This is a genomic window from Marinomonas foliarum, from assembly GCF_003337275.1.
GTDB classification, from domain to species: domain Bacteria; phylum Pseudomonadota; class Gammaproteobacteria; order Pseudomonadales; family Marinomonadaceae; genus Marinomonas; species Marinomonas foliarum.
On sequence record NZ_QPJQ01000011.1, the window covers coordinates 1 to 21,513 of the forward strand.

21 protein-coding genes are annotated in these 21,513 nt (G+C 43.9%); 7 read left to right on the forward strand and 14 right to left on the reverse strand.

Annotated elements, in window-relative coordinates; genetic code table 11:
- Positions 1–61: 61 nt before the first annotated feature.
- From DFP77_RS07620 to glmU, 3 genes are all read right to left on the reverse strand, one after another.
- Entirely contained in the window at positions 62–724 is a 663-nt protein-coding gene (locus DFP77_RS07620; RefSeq protein ID WP_220235526.1) for a TnsA endonuclease N-terminal domain-containing protein, read from the reverse strand.
- Between the two features lie 140 nt (positions 725–864).
- Positions 865–2,691, reverse strand: coding sequence for a glutamine--fructose-6-phosphate transaminase (isomerizing) (gene glmS / locus DFP77_RS07625; protein ID WP_114411693.1), 1,827 nt, complete (start codon positions 2,689–2,691; stop codon positions 865–867).
- A 75-nt stretch (positions 2,692–2,766) separates the two neighbouring features.
- Positions 2,767–4,128, reverse strand: coding sequence for a bifunctional UDP-N-acetylglucosamine diphosphorylase/glucosamine-1-phosphate N-acetyltransferase GlmU (glmU, locus tag DFP77_RS07630; protein WP_114411694.1), 1,362 nt, complete (start codon positions 4,126–4,128; stop codon positions 2,767–2,769).
- 297 nt (positions 4,129–4,425) lie between these two features.
- On the opposite strand from glmU, the gene DFP77_RS07635 reads away from it, so the two are divergent.
- Complete coding sequence (locus DFP77_RS07635) at positions 4,426–4,980, forward strand: MSMEG_1061 family FMN-dependent PPOX-type flavoprotein (protein WP_114411695.1); 555 nt, start codon at positions 4,426–4,428, stop codon at positions 4,978–4,980.
- Between the two features lie 19 nt (positions 4,981–4,999).
- On the opposite strand, the gene DFP77_RS07640 is transcribed toward DFP77_RS07635, so the two are convergent.
- On the reverse strand, positions 5,000–5,917 hold the full coding sequence (locus DFP77_RS07640) for a LysR family transcriptional regulator (protein WP_114411779.1): 918 nt from the start codon (positions 5,915–5,917) through the stop codon (positions 5,000–5,002).
- A 165-nt stretch (positions 5,918–6,082) separates the two neighbouring features.
- On the opposite strand from DFP77_RS07640, the gene DFP77_RS07645 reads away from it, so the two are divergent.
- Entirely contained in the window at positions 6,083–6,676 is a 594-nt protein-coding gene (locus tag DFP77_RS07645) for an FMN-dependent NADH-azoreductase (protein ID WP_114411696.1), read from the forward strand.
- 224 nt (positions 6,677–6,900) lie between these two features.
- Here the strand turns inward: DFP77_RS07645 and DFP77_RS07650 are convergent, their stop codons facing one another.
- Positions 6,901–9,063: a Tex family protein gene (locus DFP77_RS07650; RefSeq protein ID WP_114411697.1), complete on the reverse strand. Its 2,163-nt coding sequence runs from the start codon at positions 9,061–9,063 to the stop codon at positions 6,901–6,903.
- A 353-nt stretch (positions 9,064–9,416) separates the two neighbouring features.
- Between DFP77_RS07650 and DFP77_RS07655 the strand changes: the two genes are divergently transcribed.
- Positions 9,417–9,815, forward strand: coding sequence for an H-NS histone family protein (locus tag DFP77_RS07655; RefSeq protein ID WP_114411698.1), 399 nt, complete (start codon positions 9,417–9,419; stop codon positions 9,813–9,815).
- Positions 9,816–9,920: 105 nt separating this feature from the next.
- Here DFP77_RS07655 and trmB read toward each other — a convergent pair whose 3' ends face one another.
- From trmB to DFP77_RS07680, 5 genes are all read right to left on the reverse strand, one after another.
- Positions 9,921–10,628: a tRNA (guanosine(46)-N7)-methyltransferase TrmB gene (gene trmB / locus DFP77_RS07660; protein WP_114411699.1), complete on the reverse strand. Its 708-nt coding sequence runs from the start codon at positions 10,626–10,628 to the stop codon at positions 9,921–9,923.
- A gap of 142 nt (positions 10,629–10,770) precedes the next feature.
- A complete protein-coding gene (locus DFP77_RS07665; protein ID WP_114411700.1) occupies positions 10,771–11,193 on the reverse strand; it encodes a DUF423 domain-containing protein in 423 nt (140 codons plus the stop codon).
- 30 nt (positions 11,194–11,223) lie between these two features.
- Positions 11,224–12,207 (reverse strand): WD40 repeat domain-containing protein, encoded by a 984-nt coding sequence (locus tag DFP77_RS07670; RefSeq protein ID WP_114411701.1) that lies wholly within the window; start codon positions 12,205–12,207, stop codon positions 11,224–11,226.
- A complete protein-coding gene (rsd, locus tag DFP77_RS07675) occupies positions 12,179–12,649 on the reverse strand; it encodes a sigma D regulator (RefSeq protein WP_114411702.1) in 471 nt (156 codons plus the stop codon). The genes DFP77_RS07670 and rsd overlap by 29 nt, the downstream gene beginning before the upstream one ends.
- A 171-nt stretch (positions 12,650–12,820) precedes the next feature.
- Complete coding sequence (locus tag DFP77_RS07680; protein ID WP_114411703.1) at positions 12,821–13,324, reverse strand: disulfide bond formation protein B; 504 nt, start codon at positions 13,322–13,324, stop codon at positions 12,821–12,823.
- A 151-nt stretch (positions 13,325–13,475) separates the two neighbouring features.
- On the opposite strand from DFP77_RS07680, the gene DFP77_RS07685 reads away from it, so the two are divergent.
- Positions 13,476–13,901 carry a flagellar basal body-associated FliL family protein gene (locus DFP77_RS07685; RefSeq protein ID WP_114411704.1) on the forward strand — a complete coding sequence of 142 codons (426 nt, stop codon included), beginning with the start codon at positions 13,476–13,478 and terminating at the stop codon, positions 13,899–13,901.
- 107 nt (positions 13,902–14,008) lie between these two features.
- Here the strand turns inward: DFP77_RS07685 and DFP77_RS07690 are convergent, their stop codons facing one another.
- The 4 genes from DFP77_RS07690 to DFP77_RS07705 all read right to left on the reverse strand — a co-directional run bounded on the left by DFP77_RS07690 (position 14,009) and on the right by DFP77_RS07705 (position 19,022).
- Positions 14,009–14,293: an oxidative damage protection protein gene (locus DFP77_RS07690; RefSeq protein WP_114411780.1), complete on the reverse strand. Its 285-nt coding sequence runs from the start codon at positions 14,291–14,293 to the stop codon at positions 14,009–14,011.
- A gap of 148 nt (positions 14,294–14,441) precedes the next feature.
- Positions 14,442–15,617 (reverse strand): chromate efflux transporter, encoded by a 1,176-nt coding sequence (gene chrA, locus DFP77_RS07695; protein WP_114411705.1) that lies wholly within the window; start codon positions 15,615–15,617, stop codon positions 14,442–14,444.
- Positions 15,618–15,634: 17 nt separating this feature from the next.
- A complete protein-coding gene (gene mutY / locus DFP77_RS07700) occupies positions 15,635–16,684 on the reverse strand; it encodes an A/G-specific adenine glycosylase (RefSeq protein WP_114411706.1) in 1,050 nt (349 codons plus the stop codon).
- 52 nt (positions 16,685–16,736) lie between these two features.
- Positions 16,737–19,022: an AsmA family protein gene (locus DFP77_RS07705; RefSeq protein ID WP_114411707.1), complete on the reverse strand. Its 2,286-nt coding sequence runs from the start codon at positions 19,020–19,022 to the stop codon at positions 16,737–16,739.
- A 298-nt stretch (positions 19,023–19,320) separates the two neighbouring features.
- Here DFP77_RS07705 and hisB point away from each other — a divergent pair, with 298 nt between their 5' ends.
- From hisB to hisF, 3 genes are read left to right on the forward strand one after another with little or no spacing between them, the layout of a single operon-like run.
- On the forward strand, positions 19,321–19,914 hold the full coding sequence (hisB, locus tag DFP77_RS07710; protein WP_114411708.1) for an imidazoleglycerol-phosphate dehydratase HisB: 594 nt from the start codon (positions 19,321–19,323) through the stop codon (positions 19,912–19,914).
- A gap of 27 nt (positions 19,915–19,941) precedes the next feature.
- A complete protein-coding gene (gene hisH / locus DFP77_RS07715; RefSeq protein ID WP_114411709.1) occupies positions 19,942–20,604 on the forward strand; it encodes an imidazole glycerol phosphate synthase subunit HisH in 663 nt (220 codons plus the stop codon).
- Positions 20,605–20,661: 57 nt separating this feature from the next.
- Positions 20,662–21,435: an imidazole glycerol phosphate synthase subunit HisF gene (gene hisF, locus DFP77_RS07720; protein ID WP_114411710.1), complete on the forward strand. Its 774-nt coding sequence runs from the start codon at positions 20,662–20,664 to the stop codon at positions 21,433–21,435.
- Positions 21,436–21,513: the final 78 nt, after the last annotated feature.

A 21,513-nucleotide genomic window follows, 5' to 3' on the forward strand; every position in this document is an offset into this window, starting at 1 on the left:
AAACTGGCAGCCAATAGGTGATGTGGAATTAAATCCAGAGCAACACAAAGACGCTGCTTAATTATTTTAGGCGACAACTACCTTGAAAGACGCCGCTATGCTTGTTTTCCAGCTGTGCTTGAAATATTTCAAAATAAGTATGTAAAGATGAAAAGTCCGCTTCTTCTAATGGAGAACTATGGTTATACAACAGGTTGATGTTATCAAATGTGATTGAAGGAATCTGAGCTTCTGTAACCAAATAAAACGGTATCGATTTATCACGCCAATATCTACGCTCAATTTCAAGCTTTTCTATCGTTCGAGGGTTAAGTAATGCTTCTGTATGCTTTACCTGAATAGCGAAGCGCGGACAACCGCCTTCTTTAGCATCAACAACAAAATCACTACTCATGTATTGCGCGATGCCTTGGAAAGAAGGATGTCTAATACCTAGTCGATCACTTAAAGACATAGTTAATTCTAGATCTAGAGGGAATTGCTCACGTATATCAATGGTAGAACTTCGCCATTGAAGTAGTAGAAAGGTTGCAAGTTCAAGATCTGAGAGTAAATGGTGGGTACGATTAGTGAGATGCCCAAATATTCTATGGGAGCGACCTTCTGAAGCTACATCCCTGACAGTCAGCCATGGTTTATAATTCGAACCTCGCCCTTGACCCCGCCCCTCTTTCAGCCAACGTTTGTTTTTTACTTCTGTATTCCAATACCGTTTCTTGCCCATAAAAAACGCCACCCTAACTAATTCATTTAAAAATAGCTTAGGTGACGCTAGTTAACAACTTTTTTGTTTTGTTAGTAACTTTATTGTCTTATTAACAACTTTATTGTCCTGCAACACTAAGACCGAACTCTTTTTTTATATCACTCAACGGTAACCGATTTCGCTAGGTTGCGCGGCTGATCTACGTCTGTACCTTTCACAACAGCAACGTGGTAAGACAACAACTGCAGCGGAATGGTATGCACAATCGGCTCTAGAATGCTGTCTACTTTTGGTACTTCTGTGAAGATGATGTTGTCTTCATTATGAAGGTCGGTATCTTTATCAGCAAAGACGTACAGTTCACCACCGCGGGCGGCGACTTCTTGTAGATTTGACTTAAGCTTGTCCAACATGTCGTTGTGTGGAACCAGGGCAATAATCGGCATATCTTCATCGACCAATGCCAATGGGCCATGTTTCAGTTCGCCTGCAGGGTAAGCTTCAGCATGAATATAAGAAATTTCTTTCAGCTTTAATGAGCCTTCCAGTGCGATTGGGAACATGGTGCCACGTCCCAAAAATAGCGCATTGGTTTTATTCGCAAATCGATCTGCTACTTTCTTAATATGAGCGTCTGCCAATAAAGCGTCATTCACATAGGCAGGCAAAGAACGCATCGCTTGTACAAGCTCTTCTTCTTTTTTTGCAGACAAGCCGTTTTCAACAGCAATTGCTACGCTAGTAATTAATAGTGCCGTTAGCTGAGTTGTAAAGGCTTTGGTTGATGCCACGCCAATTTCTGGGCCCGCATTGGTCAACAAAGTAAGCGCTGACTCACGTACTAACGTACTAGATGGCACGTTACAAATAGCTAGCGTCGTTAAATAGCCAAGCTCTTTTGCCATACGTAGTGCAGCCAAGGTATCTGCTGTTTCACCCGATTGAGACAAGGTTAAAAACAAGGTTTTCTTTGGCACTGCCACTTTGCGATAGCGATATTCGCTGGCCACTTCCACGGTACATGGCAAACCAGCTAAATCTTCGATCCAGTATTTTGCCACCATGCCGGCATGGTAGCTGGTACCACAAGCAACGATATGAACATTTTCAACTTCTTTTAAGAAGCCAGAATTAACACCAAAACAGCTAGTAAGTACTTTGGTTTCGCTAATCCGCCCCTCTAAACAGGCGCTAATCACTTTAGGTTGTTCGTAGATTTCTTTCATCATGTAATGACGAAACTCGCCTTTGTCTGTGGCATCGACGTTGTGGTTAAACACGCTAATTGGTCGGTCTTGCAATTCGCCTTTTGCATCATAGATAGAGACTTGATCACGGCTAACTTCGGCGACATCGCCCTCTTCTAAGAAGATGAATTGGTCGGTAACGTGTAACAAAGCAAGCTGGTCTGATGCTACGAAGTTTTCTTCAATACCAACCCCAACGACAAGCGGACTGCCTTTTCGAGCCGCTATAAAGCGTTCGTTATCGTCTTTTTGCACCACGCCAATTGCAAAAGCACCATGTAGTTTTGTCAACGCAGCTTGAACCGCTTTCAGCAAATCCGGCTGTGTTTTCATTGCATCGTGTATAAGATGAACAATAACTTCGGTGTCTGTTTCAGATTTAAATTCATAGCCTTTGGCTTTTAATTCGCGACGCAGAGGCTCGTGATTTTCAATAATGCCGTTGTGCACTAGTGCAAGGTCATCACCAGAGAAATGCGGATGCGCATTGGCTTCCGTTGGTTTGCCATGGGTCGCCCAACGAGTATGTGCGATGCCCATTTTGCCATCTAGTGGCTCAGCCTCAAACTTGTCTTTTAACGCTTGAACTTTACCTACTGCACGGTGTGAAAACACACCGTCTTCGTTGTTAATCGCAACACCGGAAGAGTCATAACCACGGTATTCAAGGCGGCTTAAGCCTTCGATTAAAATTTTTGATACGTTACGACGTGCAATGGCACCAACTATTCCGCACATGAGAGAATCCTTTTTGTGTCTGCGAAAAGGGGTCTGACCCCTTTAATGCTTTTAAATTTAAATTATTTTAAACGTTTATTTTTTGGTGGGCCTAGGCCAATTGTCTTTATTGGTTTGTCGTGCTCTAGCGAAAGCTAATTGCTTCTCACCAACTTGTTTAGTGATGGTCGAGCCTGCTGCAATGGTTGCGCCTTCGGCTACTTGGACGGGGGCAACTAATGAGGTGTTGGATCCGATGAATACGTTATTGGCTACTTGTGTCTTATGTTTATTAACGCCATCGTAATTACAGGTAATGGTACCTGCGCCCACGTTTACGTTAGCACCCATTTCGGTGTCGCCAATGTAGCTCAAGTGGTTTACCTTGCTACCTTCACCAATAATGGCTTTTTTCGTTTCAACAAAATTACCTATTTTGGCTTTATTAGCCAGTTGAGTTCCTGGACGTAAGCGTGCAAATGGCCCGATGTCACAAGATTCACCCACCAGACTGTCTTCAATCAAGGTGTTGCTTTTTATAATGGTATTGTCGCCCACAATGCAATTTTTAAGGTAGCAGTTTGGCCCAACTTCCACACCAGAACCCAACACAACTTTTCCTTCAAAGACACAATTCACATCGATAATGACATCGTTTCCAGTTACTAGCTCACCACGAACATCAATGCGAGATGGATCCAACAAGGTCGCACCATTTTGCATAAGACTAATGGCTTGCTGACTTTGTAACTCTCGCTCTAATGCTGCAAGTTGTACACGGTCATTGACTCCAGCGACTTCGGCTTCGTTTTCTGGATTGACAGTGACGATATCAACGCCGTCACGTGCCGCCATGGCAATCACGTCAGTTAGGTAATATTCGCCTTGGGCATTGTTGTTTGTTAAAGCAGCAAGCCACCCCTGAAGGCGTGCATTTGGCGCCAATAGGATGCCCGTATTGACTTCTTTAATAGCCAGCTGACTTTCTAAGGCATCTTTTTGTTCAACAATTGCGGTTACTTTACCTTGTTCATTACGCACGATACGCCCGTAGCCTGTTGGATTATCGAGAGAAATTGTCAATAAAACCAAGGTATTAGCATTCGAAAGTGCTGTCATTTTTTCTAATGTATAAGCACGAATAAGCGGCACATCACCGTATAAAGTTAAAGTCGCACCATCAGCTTGAAGAAAAGGCGCAACGCGGCGCAACGCATCCCCAGTACCTTGTGGGTCGTTTTGCCAAACAATATTGGCTGAAAAATCCTGACAATTCGCTTCGACCTGTTCGCCTTGATGTCCAACAACAAGGTGTAATTTCGAATCTGCCAATGTGCTTGCGGTTGTCAGCACTCTTCTTACCATAGCGATACCACCTACTTTGTGCAGTACCTTGGAAAATGCAGATTTCATTCGGCTACCCTTTCCGGCAGCAAGAATTACGATGTCCTGAGTCATGAAGCGTCCTTGTATTGGCGTCTTTAAATAATGAATAAATTTAGGATGGGAGCCATTAGACCTTTTTGCAAAAAACGCTACAACCCAAATTGTCACAAAAAAATTGACAATTTTTATAAAAAATCATAAATCAATGATTTTCAACGCTTCCGCACAAGACAAAAACCAATATTGTCAGAGAATTATCAATCTGATGGTTGGAGGTTACATTAAGGCGTTTGCAGTATAAAATACCTTCTAATATTAATAGTAACCATTATCAATGATTGACCACACCTGCAACAATAAAGGACGAACATGAGTAAACTCAGCGAACCACAACAACTTAATGCACTTTATAAAGAGGCACATCCTTTAGCATTAAAAAAGGAGATTGATGCGTTGGAGCAGCACTCCATCACCTTCATTGAATATTGCCCTTTTATGATAATGTCGACATCGGACGAAAACGGCTTCGCTGACGTATCGCCTCGTGGTGGGGACGCTGGATTTATTAAGGTTTTAGATTCTAATACGATCGCTTTTTCAGACCTTCCTGGTAACAATCGTCTAGACAGCCTTAGAAACATTGTTGAGCGCCCTGAAGTAGGGCTGCTGTTTATGATTCCTGGGATTGGTGAGGTTGTACGTATAAAGGGCACAGCTAGCCTACACACTGACAAGGACACACTTGATTTGTTCGCTGGAGATAATAAGCCACCCAAGTTAGTCGTTAAAATACAAGTGCATAAATTACTGTTTCACTGCCCTAAAGCCATTGCCGTTGCCAAACTTTGGAGCGAAGAGAATAAAGTAGAACGCTCTTTCCTACCTTCATTATTGACCATCATTCAAGACCAAGTCCCAGAGTAATGTGGGACTTGGGGGGCTGTCACAATAACGAAGAAGCTTTACGACTTGGGCATGCATTGCATTCCGCCTGAAGAAGTTCAACCAGCAGTCTAGTCGCGGGCCCCGTTCGTTCACCTTTGCCGAAGATGGCATACATGTGGAAATTTCGCTCACTGCCAGAGATTAGTTTCAGCTTTTGCAGCTTTCCGCTTTGCAGTGCGTACTCCAAGTCAGCCTTTGGCAACCATGCAAAACCAATACCGCTCGTGACAATTTCTAAAGCAGACTGCACGCTCGATACCGTCCAGCGACGATCCGTCCCTAACCAACCCGCATCAACCGAGGTTTCAGAGGCAGAATCTCGAATGACGATCTGCAGCTCTCGGCTCAGTCGCTCATTATTAATGGGTTCTACTTCTTGTAGCAATGGATGACTGCTAGCCGCGACGGCGATCATTTCAACTTCAACAATCGGGTCGGCAAGATAACCTTTCGGAACGATACTGCTAAGCACTAAATCAGGGCGGCCTTTTCTAAGAGCTTCTTCACCTCCGCTCAATACCGCTTCTTTGAGCTGTACTTGCGTGCCTTGGCTTTGCGGTTCAAATGCTTGCAGCGCTCGCAATAGGGCCGGTGTTGGAAACGTTTGATCCACCACCAGTTCCAATTCTGGCTCCCAACCTTGGCCTAACGTATGAGCCAATTCTTCTAGGTCTACTGCTTCTTTTATTAGATGGCGAGACCGGCGCAATAGCACTTCCCCCCGCTCTGTTAATTTGGCCTTTCGGCCTTCAATAATTAATAGCGGATAACCGAGCTGCTCTTGAAGCTTCGCAACTGTGTAGCTCACCGAAGACTGGCTTTTGTGTAGCGCTTCCGCTGCTTGGGCAAAGCCGCCTTTATCAACAACTGATTGCAGCACTCGCCATTGTTCTAGGGTTACTCTTGGGGCTTTCAAGGTCATTCTCGTTTTAAAAATATGAATAAATAATGTATCGCATTTTTCGATTAATATCCCCAAAAAATGTCACTTTTTTATCGAATATATTGGTTATATGATAGCTTTATTCATCAAGACATAGCGTCTCAAAGACTCTAAACCCCTTATTACGGAGAACTTAACATGGCTACATTATTACGTATCGACTCTAGTGCTTCTGGCGAAAACTCAAAATCACGTCAGTTAGCAAATGAATTTGTTGAAAACTGGTTAGCAAAAAATCCAGGCGGCAAAATTATTGTTCGTGATGTTGATGCTAATCCACTACCACACTTTACAAGTGAAACTTTGGGTGCATTGTTCACACCAGAAGAAAACCGCACCGCTGAGCAAAAAGCCATTGTTGCGATTGGTGATGAGCTTATTAGCGAAATCGAAGCGGCTGATGTTGTGACGGTTTCTGCACCTATGTATAACTTCGGTATTCCTTCTACATTGAAGTCTTACTTTGACTACATCGCTCGCGCTGGTCGCACTTTCCAATACACAGAAACTGGCCCAGTTGGTTTGCTAAACAAAGATGCTTACATCTTCGTTGCAAGCGGTAGCTTCTTGGCAGAGACACCAATGGATCACCAAGTTCCTTACCTGAACACTTTCTTAGGTTTTGTTGGTATCACTGTAAAAGAAACTTTCATTGCTGGTGGTCAAGCACTGGGCGAGCCTGGTGAAGAATCTTTCAACCAAGCAAAAGCAAAAATCGCTACTGCGGCTTAATTTAATAGCCCAACGCGATACCTAAAAAAACCGATTAGCACGCTAATCGGTTTTTTTTGCCTAGATTTACATCATGACACCAACACTCGTAGATACTTATAAGTCCTTGTTGGATCACGGCCGTACCTCCCTCATCCAACCTACAAAAACATCATAAATGAGACACTCCGTAGGTCTGATGAGACGAGGCACGAGGCGTGATCTGACGTCCATAAGCATCTCTCTTAAAGCCCATTGGCTTTCAACGCGATTCGCTTACGTTGTATATCCACTTCTATCACGGTGACATTGACCACTTGTCCCACTCGAACTAACTCTCTTGGGTCTTTCACAAATCGGTTAGCCAGCTGCGAAATATGAATCAAACCATCTTGATGCACCCCAAGGTCCACAAAGGCGCCAAACGCCGCCACATTGGTCACAACGCCTTCTAATGTCATACCTTCCTGTACATCTTCAAGTTTCTGAATACTGTGATCAAAAGACGCATAGCGAAATTCTGGACGAGGATCTCGGCCTGGCTTGGCCAACTCTGCCAAAATATCAGAATAGGTAAAATCACCCGCTTGCGCAAAGCTTGGCGCCAACTGTTTTAATTGCTGTAAAGCTTGGGCATTGTTTAAAAGGTCGTTGGCTTTGAGAGAAACCTGCTCAGCCATTCTTTTCACCAAAGGATAAGATTCTGGGTGAACACCTGATTGATCCAGTGGCTCTTTACCGTTCAATATTCTCAAAAAACCAGCACATTGTTCAAAGCATTTATCGCCAACACCTTTTATTTTCAGTAATTCGGATCTGGATTCAATTCGGCCTTTTTCCTGTCGATAATCAACAATATTTTGAGCAAGACGATTGGTTAGACCTGAGACATACGACAGCAAAGAAACCGATGCTAAGTTGATATCTACTCCTACTCGGTTCACACAGTCTTCCACAACATTGGCCAGCGACTTTGAGAGCAGTGTTACTTTCACGTCATGTTGATATTGCCCAACCCCAATGGCTTGCGGGTCTATTTTTACCAATTCGGCCAATGGATCTTGAAAACGTCGGGCAATCGACACCGCGCCACGAATAGTGACATCTAAATCTGGAAATTCTTGAATCGCAATAGGCGATGCCGAATACACAGAAGCGCCAGCCTCACTGACAACCACTGCGCGACAGTCTAATTCTTGTTCCGCTATCAAAGCCTTTAGTAAAGATTCAGTTTCACGTGAGGCTGTGCCATTACCAATTGCTGCCCATGTAATGCGGTGCTTATTTATTAGCGCCAATAATCGAGCGTTTGCTTCTTGTGTTTTGTTTTGCGGACCATGCGGATAAATAACGCCATGATCTAATACGTCGCCTTGTTCATTGATTACCGCCAGCTTCACACCATTACGGAAACCAGGATCGACCCCCAGTACTCGGTACGCCCCCGCTGGCGCCGCCATTAGTAAATCCTGAAGGTTATCGGCAAAAACCTGAATAGCCCCTTCTTCTGCTCGCTCTTTCAATTGCGCTAATACATCACTTTCTAATTTGGAAAGAAGTTTCTTCTCCCAGGCAATGTTTAAATAACGTCGTTGCACAGAAGTTAGTCTATACGATTCAACTTGTTCATGATCAAGCAATTGGTTTAAGTGAGGGAACATTAAGCTATCGGGATAAGAATCTCCGTTTTTTAAGGTCATGCTCAACTTTAATAGAGTCTCTTTTTTTCCTCGAAATAGTGCTAATAATCGATGGGGTGGCACTTTATTTATGTCTTCTTGGTAATCAAAATAGTCTCTAAATTTTTCGCCTACTTCTTTTTTACCTCGCAATACTCGGCTGACTAAACGACCATTTTTAAGTAACTCTACACGTCCTTGCTTTAGAACATCACTGTCATTTGAAATAGCGTCACTCAATATCTCAATCACACCTTCTCGTGCTGAGTCAGCCGACATCTTAATATTATTTCGTCTATTCCAAGCCTCGATTGCGGACACACTATCAGACCTTTCTCCCGACCAAATCAAGGCCGCCAGTGGCTGTAAGCCTTGCTCTCTTGCTTCATCTGCTTTTGTTTTACGCACTTTTTTGAACGGTGCATACAAATCTTCTAATTCATTCTTTGACGTGGCACTTTGTATTTTCCGTCTTACTATATCGGTGACATTTGTATCATCAGCTAATAAGGAAAGAATGCTTTCTTTTCGTTTGTTTAATTCAACTAAATATTGCCATCTATCAAAAAATGCACGTAAATTCATATCGCTCATACCGCCAGTACTTTCTTTTCTATAGCGAGCAATGAAAGGTACTGTAGCGCCTTCTTCAAATAACTTAATGATGTTATTGCTGTATTTTTTTAATATAGAAAACTCTGTGCTTAAGTTATCTGGTATAGAATTCATTTATTACCCTATTATTTACACTTTTATAACAGTCTAAGAACATTATTTGATTAGCATGTTAGGTTATTTTTTATTAAAATCCACACACAAACTTGAAATAGTATAGAATCACGCCACAATATAATGACAATAATTCAACATCTTCTTAAATATTGAATTAGCGTCATTAGAAGATAAAAAGTCATCTCTTGTCTGAATTTTAATTCATGAACAAGAGTAAACGAAGCTACTTTTTATTAAAAAGTAACGTGTTTTGACTACCAATTTTACCACACCACTGTGTGTAATAGATGGATCTCTTTTTCAATACAGGATCACACAATCCGTTCTTAACAGATAGATAGGGGACACCAATGAGTTTATTAGTTGAATTAGCAGGCAACAAAGCGAAAGCTCGCGCTGCTGGTAAAGAGTTAAGCGTTGCACAACTTGAAAACCTAATTGCAGGCTTCACTAATGCGCTTGAGAAAGCGAAAGAAGAAGAAGCGGCACGCGAAGCTGAGCAAGCACTGAAATCTGCTCGCGCAGAAGAAATTGCTAGCCTGATCGCTAAAAGCGGCTTAACAATGGAAGAAGTTGCACTTTTAACTACGCCAAAAGCTGGCGCGACAAAAGGCAAAACTGTAGAGCCTAAATACCGTCTAGTCGTTGCTGGTGAAACTCACGAGTGGACTGGCCGTGGCCGTACACCAAAAGTATTCCAAGAATACTTTGACGCAGGCAACAGCCGTGAGAGCGTAGAAATCAAATAATATTTGATTCTCAACTTTCGAATAATAAAAAAGCGACCTAGGGTCGCTTTTTTATTAGCTAAGTATTAAAAGCGGAATTCTAATTTAGTACTTTTAATGCTTAGTTTATAATTTTGAATAAATCAAATCCCAAACACCGTGACCTAAACGCTCGCCACGTTGTTCAAATTTAGTCAAAGGACGCCATTCAGGACGCGGATGATAAAGTCCTTTGCCAGCGGCATTTTGATAACCTTTCTCAACTTCCATCACTTCCATCATATGCTCTGCATAGGGCTGCCAATCCGTTGCCATATGAAAAAGGCCACCCTCTTTTAAGACATTTGCCACTTGCTGAGCAAACAATGACTGTACAATACGACGCTTGTTGTGTTTCTTTTTATGCCAAGGATCTGGAAAAAACAGCTGGAATCCGCTTGCAGTGTTTTGCGGTAAGCAATTTGCCATCACCTCAATGGCGTCATCACAGTACACACGCAAATTGGTAACACCTTCCTCTTTCGCTAGCATCATCAACTTGGCAACACCTGGCGGGTGGACTTCAATACCGATAAAGTCTTTTTCTGGTGCATTCTTTGCCATTTCGACCAGAGATGCTCCCATGCCAAAACCTACCTCGATCACCACATCAGATTCACGATTAAATACACTTGTGTAGTCAATTCGGCCATCAGCAAGGTTTAAACCGTATACGACCCAGTTTGCGTCATAGTTCTTTTGCTGGCCTTCTGTCATACGACCACCACGTACCACAAAGCTTCTGATGGTGCGTTTGTGACTTGGTTCTTGTATTTCTGTGTCTTGCTCTTGCATGATTTCGTATCGCTTAGCTTAAATATGTTCGATTTGAATGGGCATATTTATCAATATTTGATAATACACAACACCCACTGTAAATTTTGGACGCAATACTACCCGAAAACCCCAAATCTGTCCTGTTTTGTCAGATCAAAAATTAGGCTTGATGCTGAGTTGAGCGCCATAAACTTAATGCGAATAAGCACCAAGCCAATAAATAACAAAAACCACCTATCGGCGTTATAGCCCCTAAATAAGTATGACCAGTCAATGCCATGATATATAAGCTGCCAGCAAAAAAGAGATTACCTAAAGAAAATAATATCAGCACGCGTTTACAAAATGACAAAAGGGATGACAGCGCAACGACCAACAAACCAGCCAAGGCGTGATACATTAAATACTGACTCGCTGTGTGCCACCAGCCAAGCGCTTTAGCATCAAGAATTGCAGTTAAAGCATGAGCTCCAAATGCACCAGCTGCAACAGAAATAGCGGCTTGGATAGCAAACAGGGCGCCCCACTTGGACAGCGCCTTCTGAGTTATTGGGAAAATAGAAGGTCTGTTTTTATCGGTCATTGCTATCGGACTTATAGTTTAATGAAAGGGTCATTCTAATATGTTCAAAAAGCCATTACTGCCAATGGCGTAGTATCGATTGTCAGATCCATGCGCAAGCGCTAGGACGCTAGAACCGGTAAGCCGAGCATTTTCTTGCACAACATCCCATTCTTTCAGCACAGTTCCAGTACTCACCTGAACCAAGGAAACTCGCCCTGTCACCTCACCAAGAAGAATCGACCTGTCGTCTTGGGAGAAAGCCGCCTGACTAATAGTGACATTACGGTACTTTAACGCTCCTGTGTCTATTTTTGTCAGCTCTTGCCCTGTTCTTGTCGACCAAATTTTGGCGTTACCAAGTTGAGCTGCACCAAAGGCATATTTGCCATCTGCCGATAATGCCACACTAGCTATCGCATTATCTAAAGGCCACTCGTACTTTTTCTCGCCGGTTTGCATATCCCACAGAATCACTTTGGACAAGTCATCCCCTGTAATACCTAATAGACCATCTGATGTGACATCGACTGCTCGAACCGTTGAGCTAGTTCGTAATGTCTGTCTGATGCCACCTTGTTTAATGTCAAAATAACGAGCAGTTTGGTCATTTAAGCCAACCAGTGCAAAATCGCCATTTTGGGTAAGTTTTAGCGACTGTATATCACCAGGCGTTGTCCAAAAACCATCAGACTTACCGGTTGTCGCATCCCACAGAACCAAGGAGCGACCGCCACCCGTCGCGGCAAATTGCCCACTAGGGTCAATATCCACTCCCAACAATGTCGTATATTCATTTGGCGCATGATTCCAGTTAAATCGACGCTCGTTAATTGCGTTTACCCAATAACTGCCGCCATGTTGAATAGAACCAATTAAAGCGGCTGAGCCGTCATCACTCAAGACAGCAGCATGCAGCCCCTGCACAGCGTATTTTGCCGTTCGGACTGGGGCTTCTGCCGAGCAAGACAAAAGCGCTATTGAGCAGAAAGCGATTACCCCCAGCTCAAGCGTTTTTTTCACTGTGCGCTTCATGTAATTCCTTGATCAACTGATCTTCATATTCGAATCGCTCAGCCATGACCACAGCCAATGCTTGCAATGAAAAAGGCAACGCTTCTAGCTGCTCGTTACAGTGCTCTTTGGTGTCGTATTTATCATTAAATTCGATAGCAATTTCGGTAGTGCTGTCTATTTGAGGCAGTAGTTCACGTAATAGCACCACAGCAGCATCATCGCGAAACTCTTTCGCTTCTATAGCCAGCTGCTCATAAACCGTGAAATGTCCCACTGAAACATAATCTACCAGCAACTCACAAAATGATTGGATCTTTGGTGTATCAGTCGGCGTAAATTCTCCACGCTCTCGCAAGTACACTCCCAACTCAAGCAGCTGTCGGCGCTGTGCTAACCAACGATCAATAATGACATGAACTCCGCCCCAGCGCTCTTGGGCTGTTTTACAACCTTCTAACATATGCAGACTCCATTAGGCGTTAATTATTATTTCTATCTTTTCTAAAGCATATTCCGATACCCCCCCCCCTGCAAGACGATAGTCAGAGGAATTTGTAACGTTTTTAGAGGGAGAAATAGGATAACTCCCCCTCCATCACTTTGCTAAAAGCTGCGCCAAAATACTCGTTTATTAACGTATTTTTTTGTTAACTCGCAATGCAATAACAATATTAATAACCGCCATGCCAGTAAATGCGACCAAGGTCCAACCTGGGATGCTCAGGCCAAGAAAAGTCCAAACGACGTCACCACATTCGCCAGTGCCCATCACCATAGCCTGCATAATCTCCTGCCATGGAAACACTTCAAACATATAACTCAACCCCGGCAAACATGCCGGTAACTCATCCATAGGCAAGCTTTGCAGATATAAGTGACGAATAGCCAGTGCCGCCCCCATAACTGACAACACCACTACAAGCCAAGCACAGCCTTTTCTGACACAAACTTTTTCAGACAAAGCCGAGCCCAAAGACACAACACCTACACAGAAAAAGACGATGCGCTGCAACATACATAAAGGACAAGGCTCTAAGCCCATTTGATACTCCATGTAGAATGCCACGGCTAAAAGCGCAAACGCGACAAACGCAACTAAACCATGAAAACGACGAGCGGATAAAAACGCAAACATATATAAAGGTTCCTAAACTGACTAAAAGAGTAATTCAAAGCAAATATAAAGGTTACGACAGTTAGAAAATCCGAAAGTGCAAAATTCCTACTGCAGAAAACATTAATGGCGGTTAGTATACTGTCTATTGGAATGAATACGAGAGTCCCAAATGTCATTGATGATGTCCCTACACAGTAAGTTACGAACCTTTGGTTTATTACTGCTTTTATGTACGACTAGCCTCACATCTTATGCGGCTGACGACGAAACTACGTCGGTACCTGCTTACGTTGAACTAAAGCCAAATTTTGTGGTTAATCATGTGGGCAACGAAACACGTTTGAAATACATCAAAACCAGTATTAGCATTCGTACCGACGAGTCCCAGACAGAACTCATTGAAGCCAATATGCCGTTGATCAGAGATGCATTGGTCATGTTTTTAAGCTCTCGTACCACAGAGCAAGTCACTGGCGCTATTGCCCGCGAGAAAACTCGTGAAGAAGCAGCACTGGCAGTAAACACGGTTCTAAAAGAAGAAACCGGACTAGAGCCGGTAAAAGACATTTTATTTGCCAGCTTTGTTACTCAATAACCTTCTTTAACTGGCTCAAATCAATATTTTAAGTCAAAAAAGGCCCCTTGCTAATGTGTTTAGCAAGGGGCCTTTTTTACAGTAATTTATAGCGTTCTAACGATCTGTTAAAGTTCTTTAATGTCATCCGGATCGACATAACCTGATAGTTTATCTGTCGCTTCGTTATTAAAAAATTTATCCATCTGCTCCATCACGTATTTACGTGACTCAGGCTGCATGAGATTCAACTGTTTCTCATTGATCATCATGGTTTGCAGTAGTTGCCATTCTTGCCAAGCTTGCTTAGACACGTTTTGCAGAATTTCTTGGCCCTTTGCTCCTGGTAACGGCGCTCGATCTAATGCCTCCATTTCTTTTTGAAATTTTTTACAAAAAACTGTATTCGCCATAGAAGTTGCCTGTCTTGTCAAAGTGTATAAGTTGAATAATGGCGTTAAGCGCACAGAATTCAAGGCATGATAGAAATAAGTCATAAAACGAGATAAAAAACTATTCGCTCCTCCCCCTGCTAAGAGGGAGACTGGGAGGGGGTAATCCTTAAAGGCTTCTAGCCAACCCAACAAGCACAAACACAAGAATCAACACAAAGATCGACGGTCGCTTATACACTAGCCAAATAAACCCGAGCCCGACTATTACCACATCCCAAACACTCAACAAGCTTGATGTGCCAATGGGATGATATAAGGCCGCTAAAAGAATCCCAACCACTGCAGCGTTCAAGCTTGCGACTGCCGAACGAAACAAAACGTGACAAGACAAACGCTGCCATGCTCCTTGAGCACTTAACATCAGTAGCAACCCAGACGAAAATACCGCTAAGGTTGCCATGCCAGCCCAAAGCCAAGCATTAGCGCCTGCTGGTGTCGCAGATGCACCGAGAAAACTCGCCATGGTGAACATAGGGCCTGGCACCGCCTGAGCAGCCGCATAGCCTAACAGCAAATCCGATTCCGACGCAGGCACAAAAGTCGCTAACATGGGCAAGACCACATGCCCACCACCAAAGACCAAGGCCCCCGCTCGATAAAAATCAGCAAACAATCCGGTAATACCGCTGCTTAATAAAAAGCTCACCACAAATATCACCAGCGCCACACCCAAAAAAAACCAAGCAAAACGTACCTTAGGCAAAGGTTCGGTGACTGTAGGCCCAGCAGAATGTCGTGTTATAACACCAAAACATACGGACATTAATAAAACCGCTAAGCTAGCGAAACCAAAAGGTGACAAGATAACAAATGCAGCGCTAGCAACCGTGACTCCCGCCATGGTTTTACTCTGACAAAACGACCGCCACATGCTAACGCAAGCGTCGGCAACCACCACCACAGCCAAAAGCTTCAGAGCATGGACCACAGAATCAAACCAGACATGACCTTGCCAATGATGGCCAAATTGCGCTAACAGCACCATGACAACAAATGATGGTAGAGTAAAAGCAACAAAGGCAGCGATTGCCCCCAACAGTCCAGCGCGATGATAACCTAACGCAAACCCTACTTGGCTCGAACCAGGCCCTGGGACAATCTGACTCAAGGCGATCCATTGGGCATATTGGGCTTCACTGGCCCATTGCTTACGCTTAATGAAAGTTTGATTGAAATAACCTAGGTGAGCGGCAGGCCCACCAAAACTGGTGAAGCCTAGCATGAAGAAAGAGAGAAACACCTCTGATACACGTTTTAAATAAGAGAGGTTTTTGTCTGTCATTGTCGTTCTATTCCTAGTTAAGTTAGCTGTTCCAAAATACTTCTAACCGGCGCAGGCAACCCTTGCGCCATGGCATCTTGTTGATTAAACCATTGATATTTTTCACCTTCCATTACCTGTTTTGTCTCGGTAATCTGAATTTGGCTTGGCGAAATATCCAAATGATAATGACTAAACGTATGTCTAAAAGATGACAAGGGTGTTACAGCAGAAACCTGCGTCGCAAATCGTTGCTCAATATGCAGCACCACTGATTCGTCAGATGCCAACTCAGGCAAGCTCCAAAGGCCGCCCCAAATACCTGTAGAAGGACGTTTCTCTAATAACCATTGACCCTGCTGATTCATCAATACCAAAAGCTGAATACTCTTCTTTGGCTTAGCTGCTTTTTTCGGTTTACGGATAGGGTATTGTGTAGGGTCTTGACTAAGACGACCTTGGCAATCGCTTTGTAATGGGCAGAGCAAGCATTGCGGTTTGGAGCGCGTACAGAGCGTCGCTCCTAGATCCATCATGGCTTGCGTATAATCACCACAGCGTTCGCTTGGCATATAGTGTTCAGCTAATTCCCACATGACATTTTCGGTTTTTTTCTCGCCTGGCCAAGTAGGTACCGCATGAAAACGCGCCAACACCCGCTTTACGTTGCCATCTAAAATCGCGGCCTGAACACCACGGGAAATAGATAAAATCGCTGCAGCCGTTGAGCGGCCAATTCCGGGCAATTCACATACGCCTTCTACTGTTTGAGGAAATTCACTGTCGAACTCATCCACCAGCATTTTTGCCGCCTTGTGCATATTACGAGCACGAGCGTAATAGCCCAAACCGCTCCAGTGGGCGAGCACCTCGTCCAGCTCTGCCTCAGCTAATGCTCCTACTGTTGGGAAAGACGTCATGAATTTGTGGTAATAAGGAATCACTGTCGTCACTTGCGTTTGCTGCAACATGATTTCAGAAATCCATACACGATACGGTGTTTTACTTTCTTGCCAAGGCAAGCTTTTACGCCCATGTTCGTCAAACCACGCTAGAACACGAGGCGCAAAATTTTCAACTGGCTGCATTTATATCTCACGTAACAAATACTAAACAAGCTTCGTTTTAATCAACCCGTGATTAGAGCAAGTTCTTTAATTTATCTTTTAGTTTCTCTTTTGCTCTTTCTTCTTCCGCTTTACGCTTTTCTTCCAATTCTGCTTTTAAGCGTGCTTTTTCAGCGTCTACTTTCTCTTTTAGTCGAGCTTTTTCCGCCTCGGCTTTTGCTTTTAACTCAGCTTTTTCTTCATCTAATTTGAGCGTTAACTCTTCTTTCGCGATATTGGCAAAGAGGGAAGCAAAGCCTTTTAGGTCTGGGCGGCACAACCCTGCTGGATCGTCACTGAACTGCCCTTTACAAACAATAGGAAAGGCCAGCCTAGTCAGTTTCTCGTTCACTCGACATGCTTTGTCTAATGCGCTACCTGCCACACCTACGTTCGCCTGATAATTTAACGACGAATCTGGCAATGACACCACGCCATCACCTGTTACTTGAATACCTGCCGAGCTGATTTTCAAGCCTGGAGTCGAGACCCGGCCATTCACAATATGAGCTGGAAAACGCATAGTTTCGAATGGTGTATCTTTACCGAAGAGCTGTTCATTGATCTGTTCTTTGCGCGTGGCGGCTATGCCTTCACACACTGTTTTGGTCAAGTTAGTTCCTACCAAGGCACCGTTTCTGATATCGATCAACAAGTCGCCTTGTAATGATGAAATCAAGTCATCCATGCGATTACCCTTGGCTCTAAGGTCACCATTTAGAAAAGTTGACCCTGCAATTTTGTCCATCTCCATGAAATCCATTAACAAAGGTTGAATCTGCACGCCATCAATCGCTGGCGACACATCCAATATGGGCGTTTTCCCGCGCACATCTAGGCTAGCTTTTGACGATACCGTTCCCTTATACAAGGCAACATTCAGAGGAGACACAGTCACTAGACCGTTCTGCTGAGTTGAATCCAAGGTGATCTTATCAATTTTTAGTTTTTTGACGGTCAGCCCTTCAAATGTCAAACCAACATGACCATTTAAACCACGAATCAACTCAACCGGAATCAACTCTCCAGCAGCGGCAGCGGCTTTCTCTTCAATTTGCGCTTCAGTAATGGCTTCTTTTGAGCCATTTTCATTAGGTTCAATAGGCGTAGGTAAATAACGGTCAAGATTCAAATTTTTACCCGCTACTTTTATGTCCCAGCGCAACGGCGATAAATCTACCACGGCATTCGCTTCAATATTGGTGTCGTCCAACGCAATAGAAATAGGCTGAGCGATAATCGAATTCAAATCGCCTTCAACAGTTATATTGGCTCGCGCTTTGGTCATCGCGGTTTCATCTGACATCTCGGGCAGAGGAAGTTTTAAACGCGTCAGAAGATAACGAGGATTAAACTCGCCTACTGATAACACAGCAGAAAATTGCGGCTCACTTAGCACTTGATAAGCTTGAATCTTCGCATCCAAATTGACACCAAAAGAGCTCAAATTTAACCCGTCTATCAAGACATTTTCTTGTGGTAAGTCGACATCAACTTTTACGGCACTAAGCTTAGCGTTAATTGGGCTTGTAGGTAACGCGGTACTTTCCACATCAGCGGATAACACCAAAGAATCCAGTGTCAAAAACTCTCTTTCTGGGAAAACCGCAAGGTTGGCATTAAGTGTTGCTTTGGCTTTAATGGGAGACTGCCCTTGCAAATCACTTTGTGTGACGGCGACATCCATAACCATTGGCCATGCTTTATCCCACTGAACGTCGTTAAGCTGCACATTTAGCGTAGCATTAATGAGCTGATTGGTTTGTTCGTCACGGTATTCAACTTGAGCATTCTCAATACGGAGTTCATCAAGTTGGATATCTGGTAGCTTTTTGTTGATGGCGTCATTTTCATCATTTGCCTGCTCAGAGCTAGCAGATGCTGTTGTTGGCGCATTAGAGCCTGTGGAACCCGAACCACTCACTTCTTCAGCCGTTTCTAACTGCCAATTACCTTGGCCTTGGGCATCTTTATTTAAGCGCGCTTTGACATTTACCAAGCTAACCTTGTTGACCTGAACTTTTTGCTCCAATAACGGCAAAATAGCCAAGCCAAATTCTGCACGATCGAATTGTACTATTTCAGCGTCCGTACCGAGCGCCACGCCAATATCTTCTAAGCTAAGACCTAACCAAGGAAAAAACGACCAGCTAATATCACCATCTAAACGCAAATTAACATTGGCTTTTTCTAGTGCAACACTCTTGAGCTCGTCTTTAAAGTCGTTTGGATTGACGAACAGCATTACGTACGCCAACAAAATAGCAATAATGGCCAATAAACCAGCCACCAACAGTGAAAGTCGCTTTATCCAAACCATGACAAACTCCTTATTAAATTCCCCCTCCGAGCCTACTCCTAACAAGGGGAGGAGCCAGAAGTTCCTTCTCCTTTCTTAATAAGGGAAGGTCAGGGTGGGGTTACTATTCTAAAATCTGCCTTATCATAGCATTCGAACTAAGTGTTTATCGATGCAATAGCGACAACTCATTAAAAAACACCTAGGCAAAGCATAGAAGCTAAAGAGCCCACGTTCTATAATGGGGAAATTATGTCATGCTCTTATTATACAAAAACGTGGCGACCATTCGTCACCATCACTGTGGAGAACTCAATCAATGTCAGATCGCATTGCCAGTGTCGAGCGTAATACGCTTGAAACTCAGATCAAGGTGTCGATTAACTTAGACGGTACCGGTAAATTCAACTGCGTCACAGGCGTTCCTTTCCTTGATCACATGCTTGAGCAAGTAGCACGTCATGGCTTGATTGACTTAGACATCCATGCGGTTGGCGACCTACACATTGACGCTCACCACACCGTTGAAGATTTGGGGATTACATTAGGCCAAGCGTTTGAGATTGCCGTTGGCGACAAAAAAGGCATCAAACGATACGGCCACGCCTACGTTCCTCTAGATGAAGCCTTGTCTCGCGTGGTTATCGACTTTTCTGGTCGTCCAGGTCTAGAAATGCACGTGCCTTTCACTCGTGGCTCTGTCGGTGGTTTTGACGTAGATTTGTTCTCTGAATTCTTCCACGGTTTTATCAACCACGCCAAAGTTACACTGCACCTAGACAATCTACGTGGTAAGAACACTCACCACCAAGCGGAAACCATTTTCAAAGCATTTGGCCGCGCATTACGCATGGCACTAGAAGCGGACGAACGCATGGCAGGGCAAATGCCTTCCACTAAAGGTTCTCTGTAAAATTCTCTTGGAGTGAGTAGTAAGAGTATGAGTGAGATGAAAAAATCCACCGTCGCGGTTATTGATTACGGCATGGGCAACCTTCACTCGGTTGCCAAAGCCCTTGAACACGCAGCCGATGAAAACACGTCTGTCATTGTCACCAGTAACCCTGCGGTGATTGATGCCGCTGATCGGGTGCTGCTACCTGGTGTTGGCGCTATTCGCGACTGTATCGGTGAAATGCACAACGCAGGGCTTGTTCCTAGCATTAAAAAAGCCATGGCTGAAAAACCTTTTCTTGCTATTTGTGTCGGCATTCAGTCTTTGATGTCTCACAGTGAAGAAAACGGCGGTGTTGATTGTTTAAACCATTTTCAGGGCAACGCTCTGTTCTTTGGTGAGAAACACATCGACCATGATGGCAGCAAGCTTAAAGTACCACACATGGGCTGGAATCAGGTTAAACAGACCATTAACCACCCTCTCTGGACTGATATCCCAGATAATGCTCGTTTTTACTTTGTTCATAGTTTTTATGTTGTGCCAGAGAACAAAAGCGAAGTGGCGGGTACCTGTGACTATGGTTTAGAGTTTTGTGTGGCAATCGCCCGCGATAATGTATTCGCTGTGCAATTCCACCCAGAAAAAAGCCATAAAGACGGTCTTCAGTTGTACAAAAACTTCCTTCAGTGGAATGGCAAGCCATAACAACAAACGATTAGTTTGTTTAGACAGAAGTATATTAGATTCTAGGAGCGCCATTTTATGGGCTTAGCAAAACGTATTATTCCTTGCCTTGATGTGGACAATGGCCGCGTTGTAAAAGGCGTCCAGTTTGTTGATATTCGTGACGCTGGTGACCCTGTTGAAGTAGCCAAACGTTACAACGAGCAAGGCGCGGATGAGATTACTTTTTTAGACATCACCGCCAGCTCAGATGACCGAGCAACCACTGTTCATATGGTCGAAGCCATTGCCAGCCAAGTATTTATTCCCCTAACTGTTGGCGGCGGTATTCGCACCTGCGAAGACATTCGTCGCATGCTAAACGCTGGCGCGGATAAAGTTGGTATTAATACCGCTGCGGTATTTAACCCTGAATTTGTTCGTGAAGCGGCTCAGCGCTTCGGCTCTCAATGTATTGTTGTCGCTATCGATGCTAAGAAAGTCAGTGCCGAAGGCGAAACAGACAAATGGGAAATCTTCACCCATGGCGGACGTAAGCCAACAGGCTTGGATGCGGTTGAGTGGGCCAAGAAAATGGTCGAATACGGCGCAGGAGAAATCCTGTTAACCAGTATGGACCGCGACGGTACGAAAAATGGTTTTGACCTTGGTGTTACTCGTGCCATTAGTGAAGCTGTGCATGTACCTGTCATTGCTTCTGGTGGTGTTGGTAACTTAGATCACCTTGTAGATGGTGTCATTGAAGGTAAAGCCGACGCCGTATTGGCCGCCAGTATTTTCCATTTTGGCGAATACAGCATTCAAGAAGCCAAGCAGCGTATGACCGATGCTGGCATCGAAATGCGTCTATAACCCATTCATCTAGTGAAAATTGTTGATCTAAAGACCGATCTACAGGTAATTGTATTTTTGTAGATCGTGTCTTAGCGC

What these genes read in the sequence shown, in the direction of transcription:
- DFP77_RS07620 (WP_220235526.1), bottom strand. Translation starts at nt 724, where the DNA reads ATGGGCAAGAAACGGTATTGGAATACAGAAGTAAAAAACAAACGTTGG.
- glmS (WP_114411693.1), bottom strand. Translation starts at nt 2,691, where the DNA reads ATGTGCGGAATAGTTGGTGCCATTGCACGTCGTAACGTATCAAAAATT.
- glmU (WP_114411694.1), bottom strand. Translation starts at nt 4,128, where the DNA reads ATGACTCAGGACATCGTAATTCTTGCTGCCGGAAAGGGTAGCCGAATG.
- DFP77_RS07635 (WP_114411695.1), top strand. Translation starts at nt 4,426, where the DNA reads ATGAGTAAACTCAGCGAACCACAACAACTTAATGCACTTTATAAAGAG.
- DFP77_RS07645 (WP_114411696.1), top strand. Translation starts at nt 6,083, where the DNA reads ATGGCTACATTATTACGTATCGACTCTAGTGCTTCTGGCGAAAACTCA.
- DFP77_RS07650 (WP_114411697.1), bottom strand. Translation starts at nt 9,063, where the DNA reads ATGAATTCTATACCAGATAACTTAAGCACAGAGTTTTCTATATTAAAA.
- DFP77_RS07655 (WP_114411698.1), top strand. Translation starts at nt 9,417, where the DNA reads ATGAGTTTATTAGTTGAATTAGCAGGCAACAAAGCGAAAGCTCGCGCT.
- trmB (WP_114411699.1), bottom strand. Translation starts at nt 10,628, where the DNA reads ATGCAAGAGCAAGACACAGAAATACAAGAACCAAGTCACAAACGCACC.
- DFP77_RS07665 (WP_114411700.1), bottom strand. Translation starts at nt 11,193, where the DNA reads ATGACCGATAAAAACAGACCTTCTATTTTCCCAATAACTCAGAAGGCG.
- DFP77_RS07670 (WP_114411701.1), bottom strand. Translation starts at nt 12,207, where the DNA reads ATGAAGCGCACAGTGAAAAAAACGCTTGAGCTGGGGGTAATCGCTTTC.
- rsd (WP_114411702.1), bottom strand. Translation starts at nt 12,649, where the DNA reads ATGTTAGAAGGTTGTAAAACAGCCCAAGAGCGCTGGGGCGGAGTTCAT.
- DFP77_RS07680 (WP_114411703.1), bottom strand. Translation starts at nt 13,324, where the DNA reads ATGTTTGCGTTTTTATCCGCTCGTCGTTTTCATGGTTTAGTTGCGTTT.
- DFP77_RS07685 (WP_114411704.1), top strand. Translation starts at nt 13,476, where the DNA reads ATGTCATTGATGATGTCCCTACACAGTAAGTTACGAACCTTTGGTTTA.
- DFP77_RS07690 (WP_114411780.1), bottom strand. Translation starts at nt 14,293, where the DNA reads ATGGCGAATACAGTTTTTTGTAAAAAATTTCAAAAAGAAATGGAGGCA.
- chrA (WP_114411705.1), bottom strand. Translation starts at nt 15,617, where the DNA reads ATGACAGACAAAAACCTCTCTTATTTAAAACGTGTATCAGAGGTGTTT.
- mutY (WP_114411706.1), bottom strand. Translation starts at nt 16,684, where the DNA reads ATGCAGCCAGTTGAAAATTTTGCGCCTCGTGTTCTAGCGTGGTTTGAC.
- DFP77_RS07705 (WP_114411707.1), bottom strand. Translation starts at nt 19,022, where the DNA reads ATGGTTTGGATAAAGCGACTTTCACTGTTGGTGGCTGGTTTATTGGCC.
- hisB (WP_114411708.1), top strand. Translation starts at nt 19,321, where the DNA reads ATGTCAGATCGCATTGCCAGTGTCGAGCGTAATACGCTTGAAACTCAG.
- hisH (WP_114411709.1), top strand. Translation starts at nt 19,942, where the DNA reads ATGAGTGAGATGAAAAAATCCACCGTCGCGGTTATTGATTACGGCATG.
- hisF (WP_114411710.1), top strand. Translation starts at nt 20,662, where the DNA reads ATGGGCTTAGCAAAACGTATTATTCCTTGCCTTGATGTGGACAATGGC.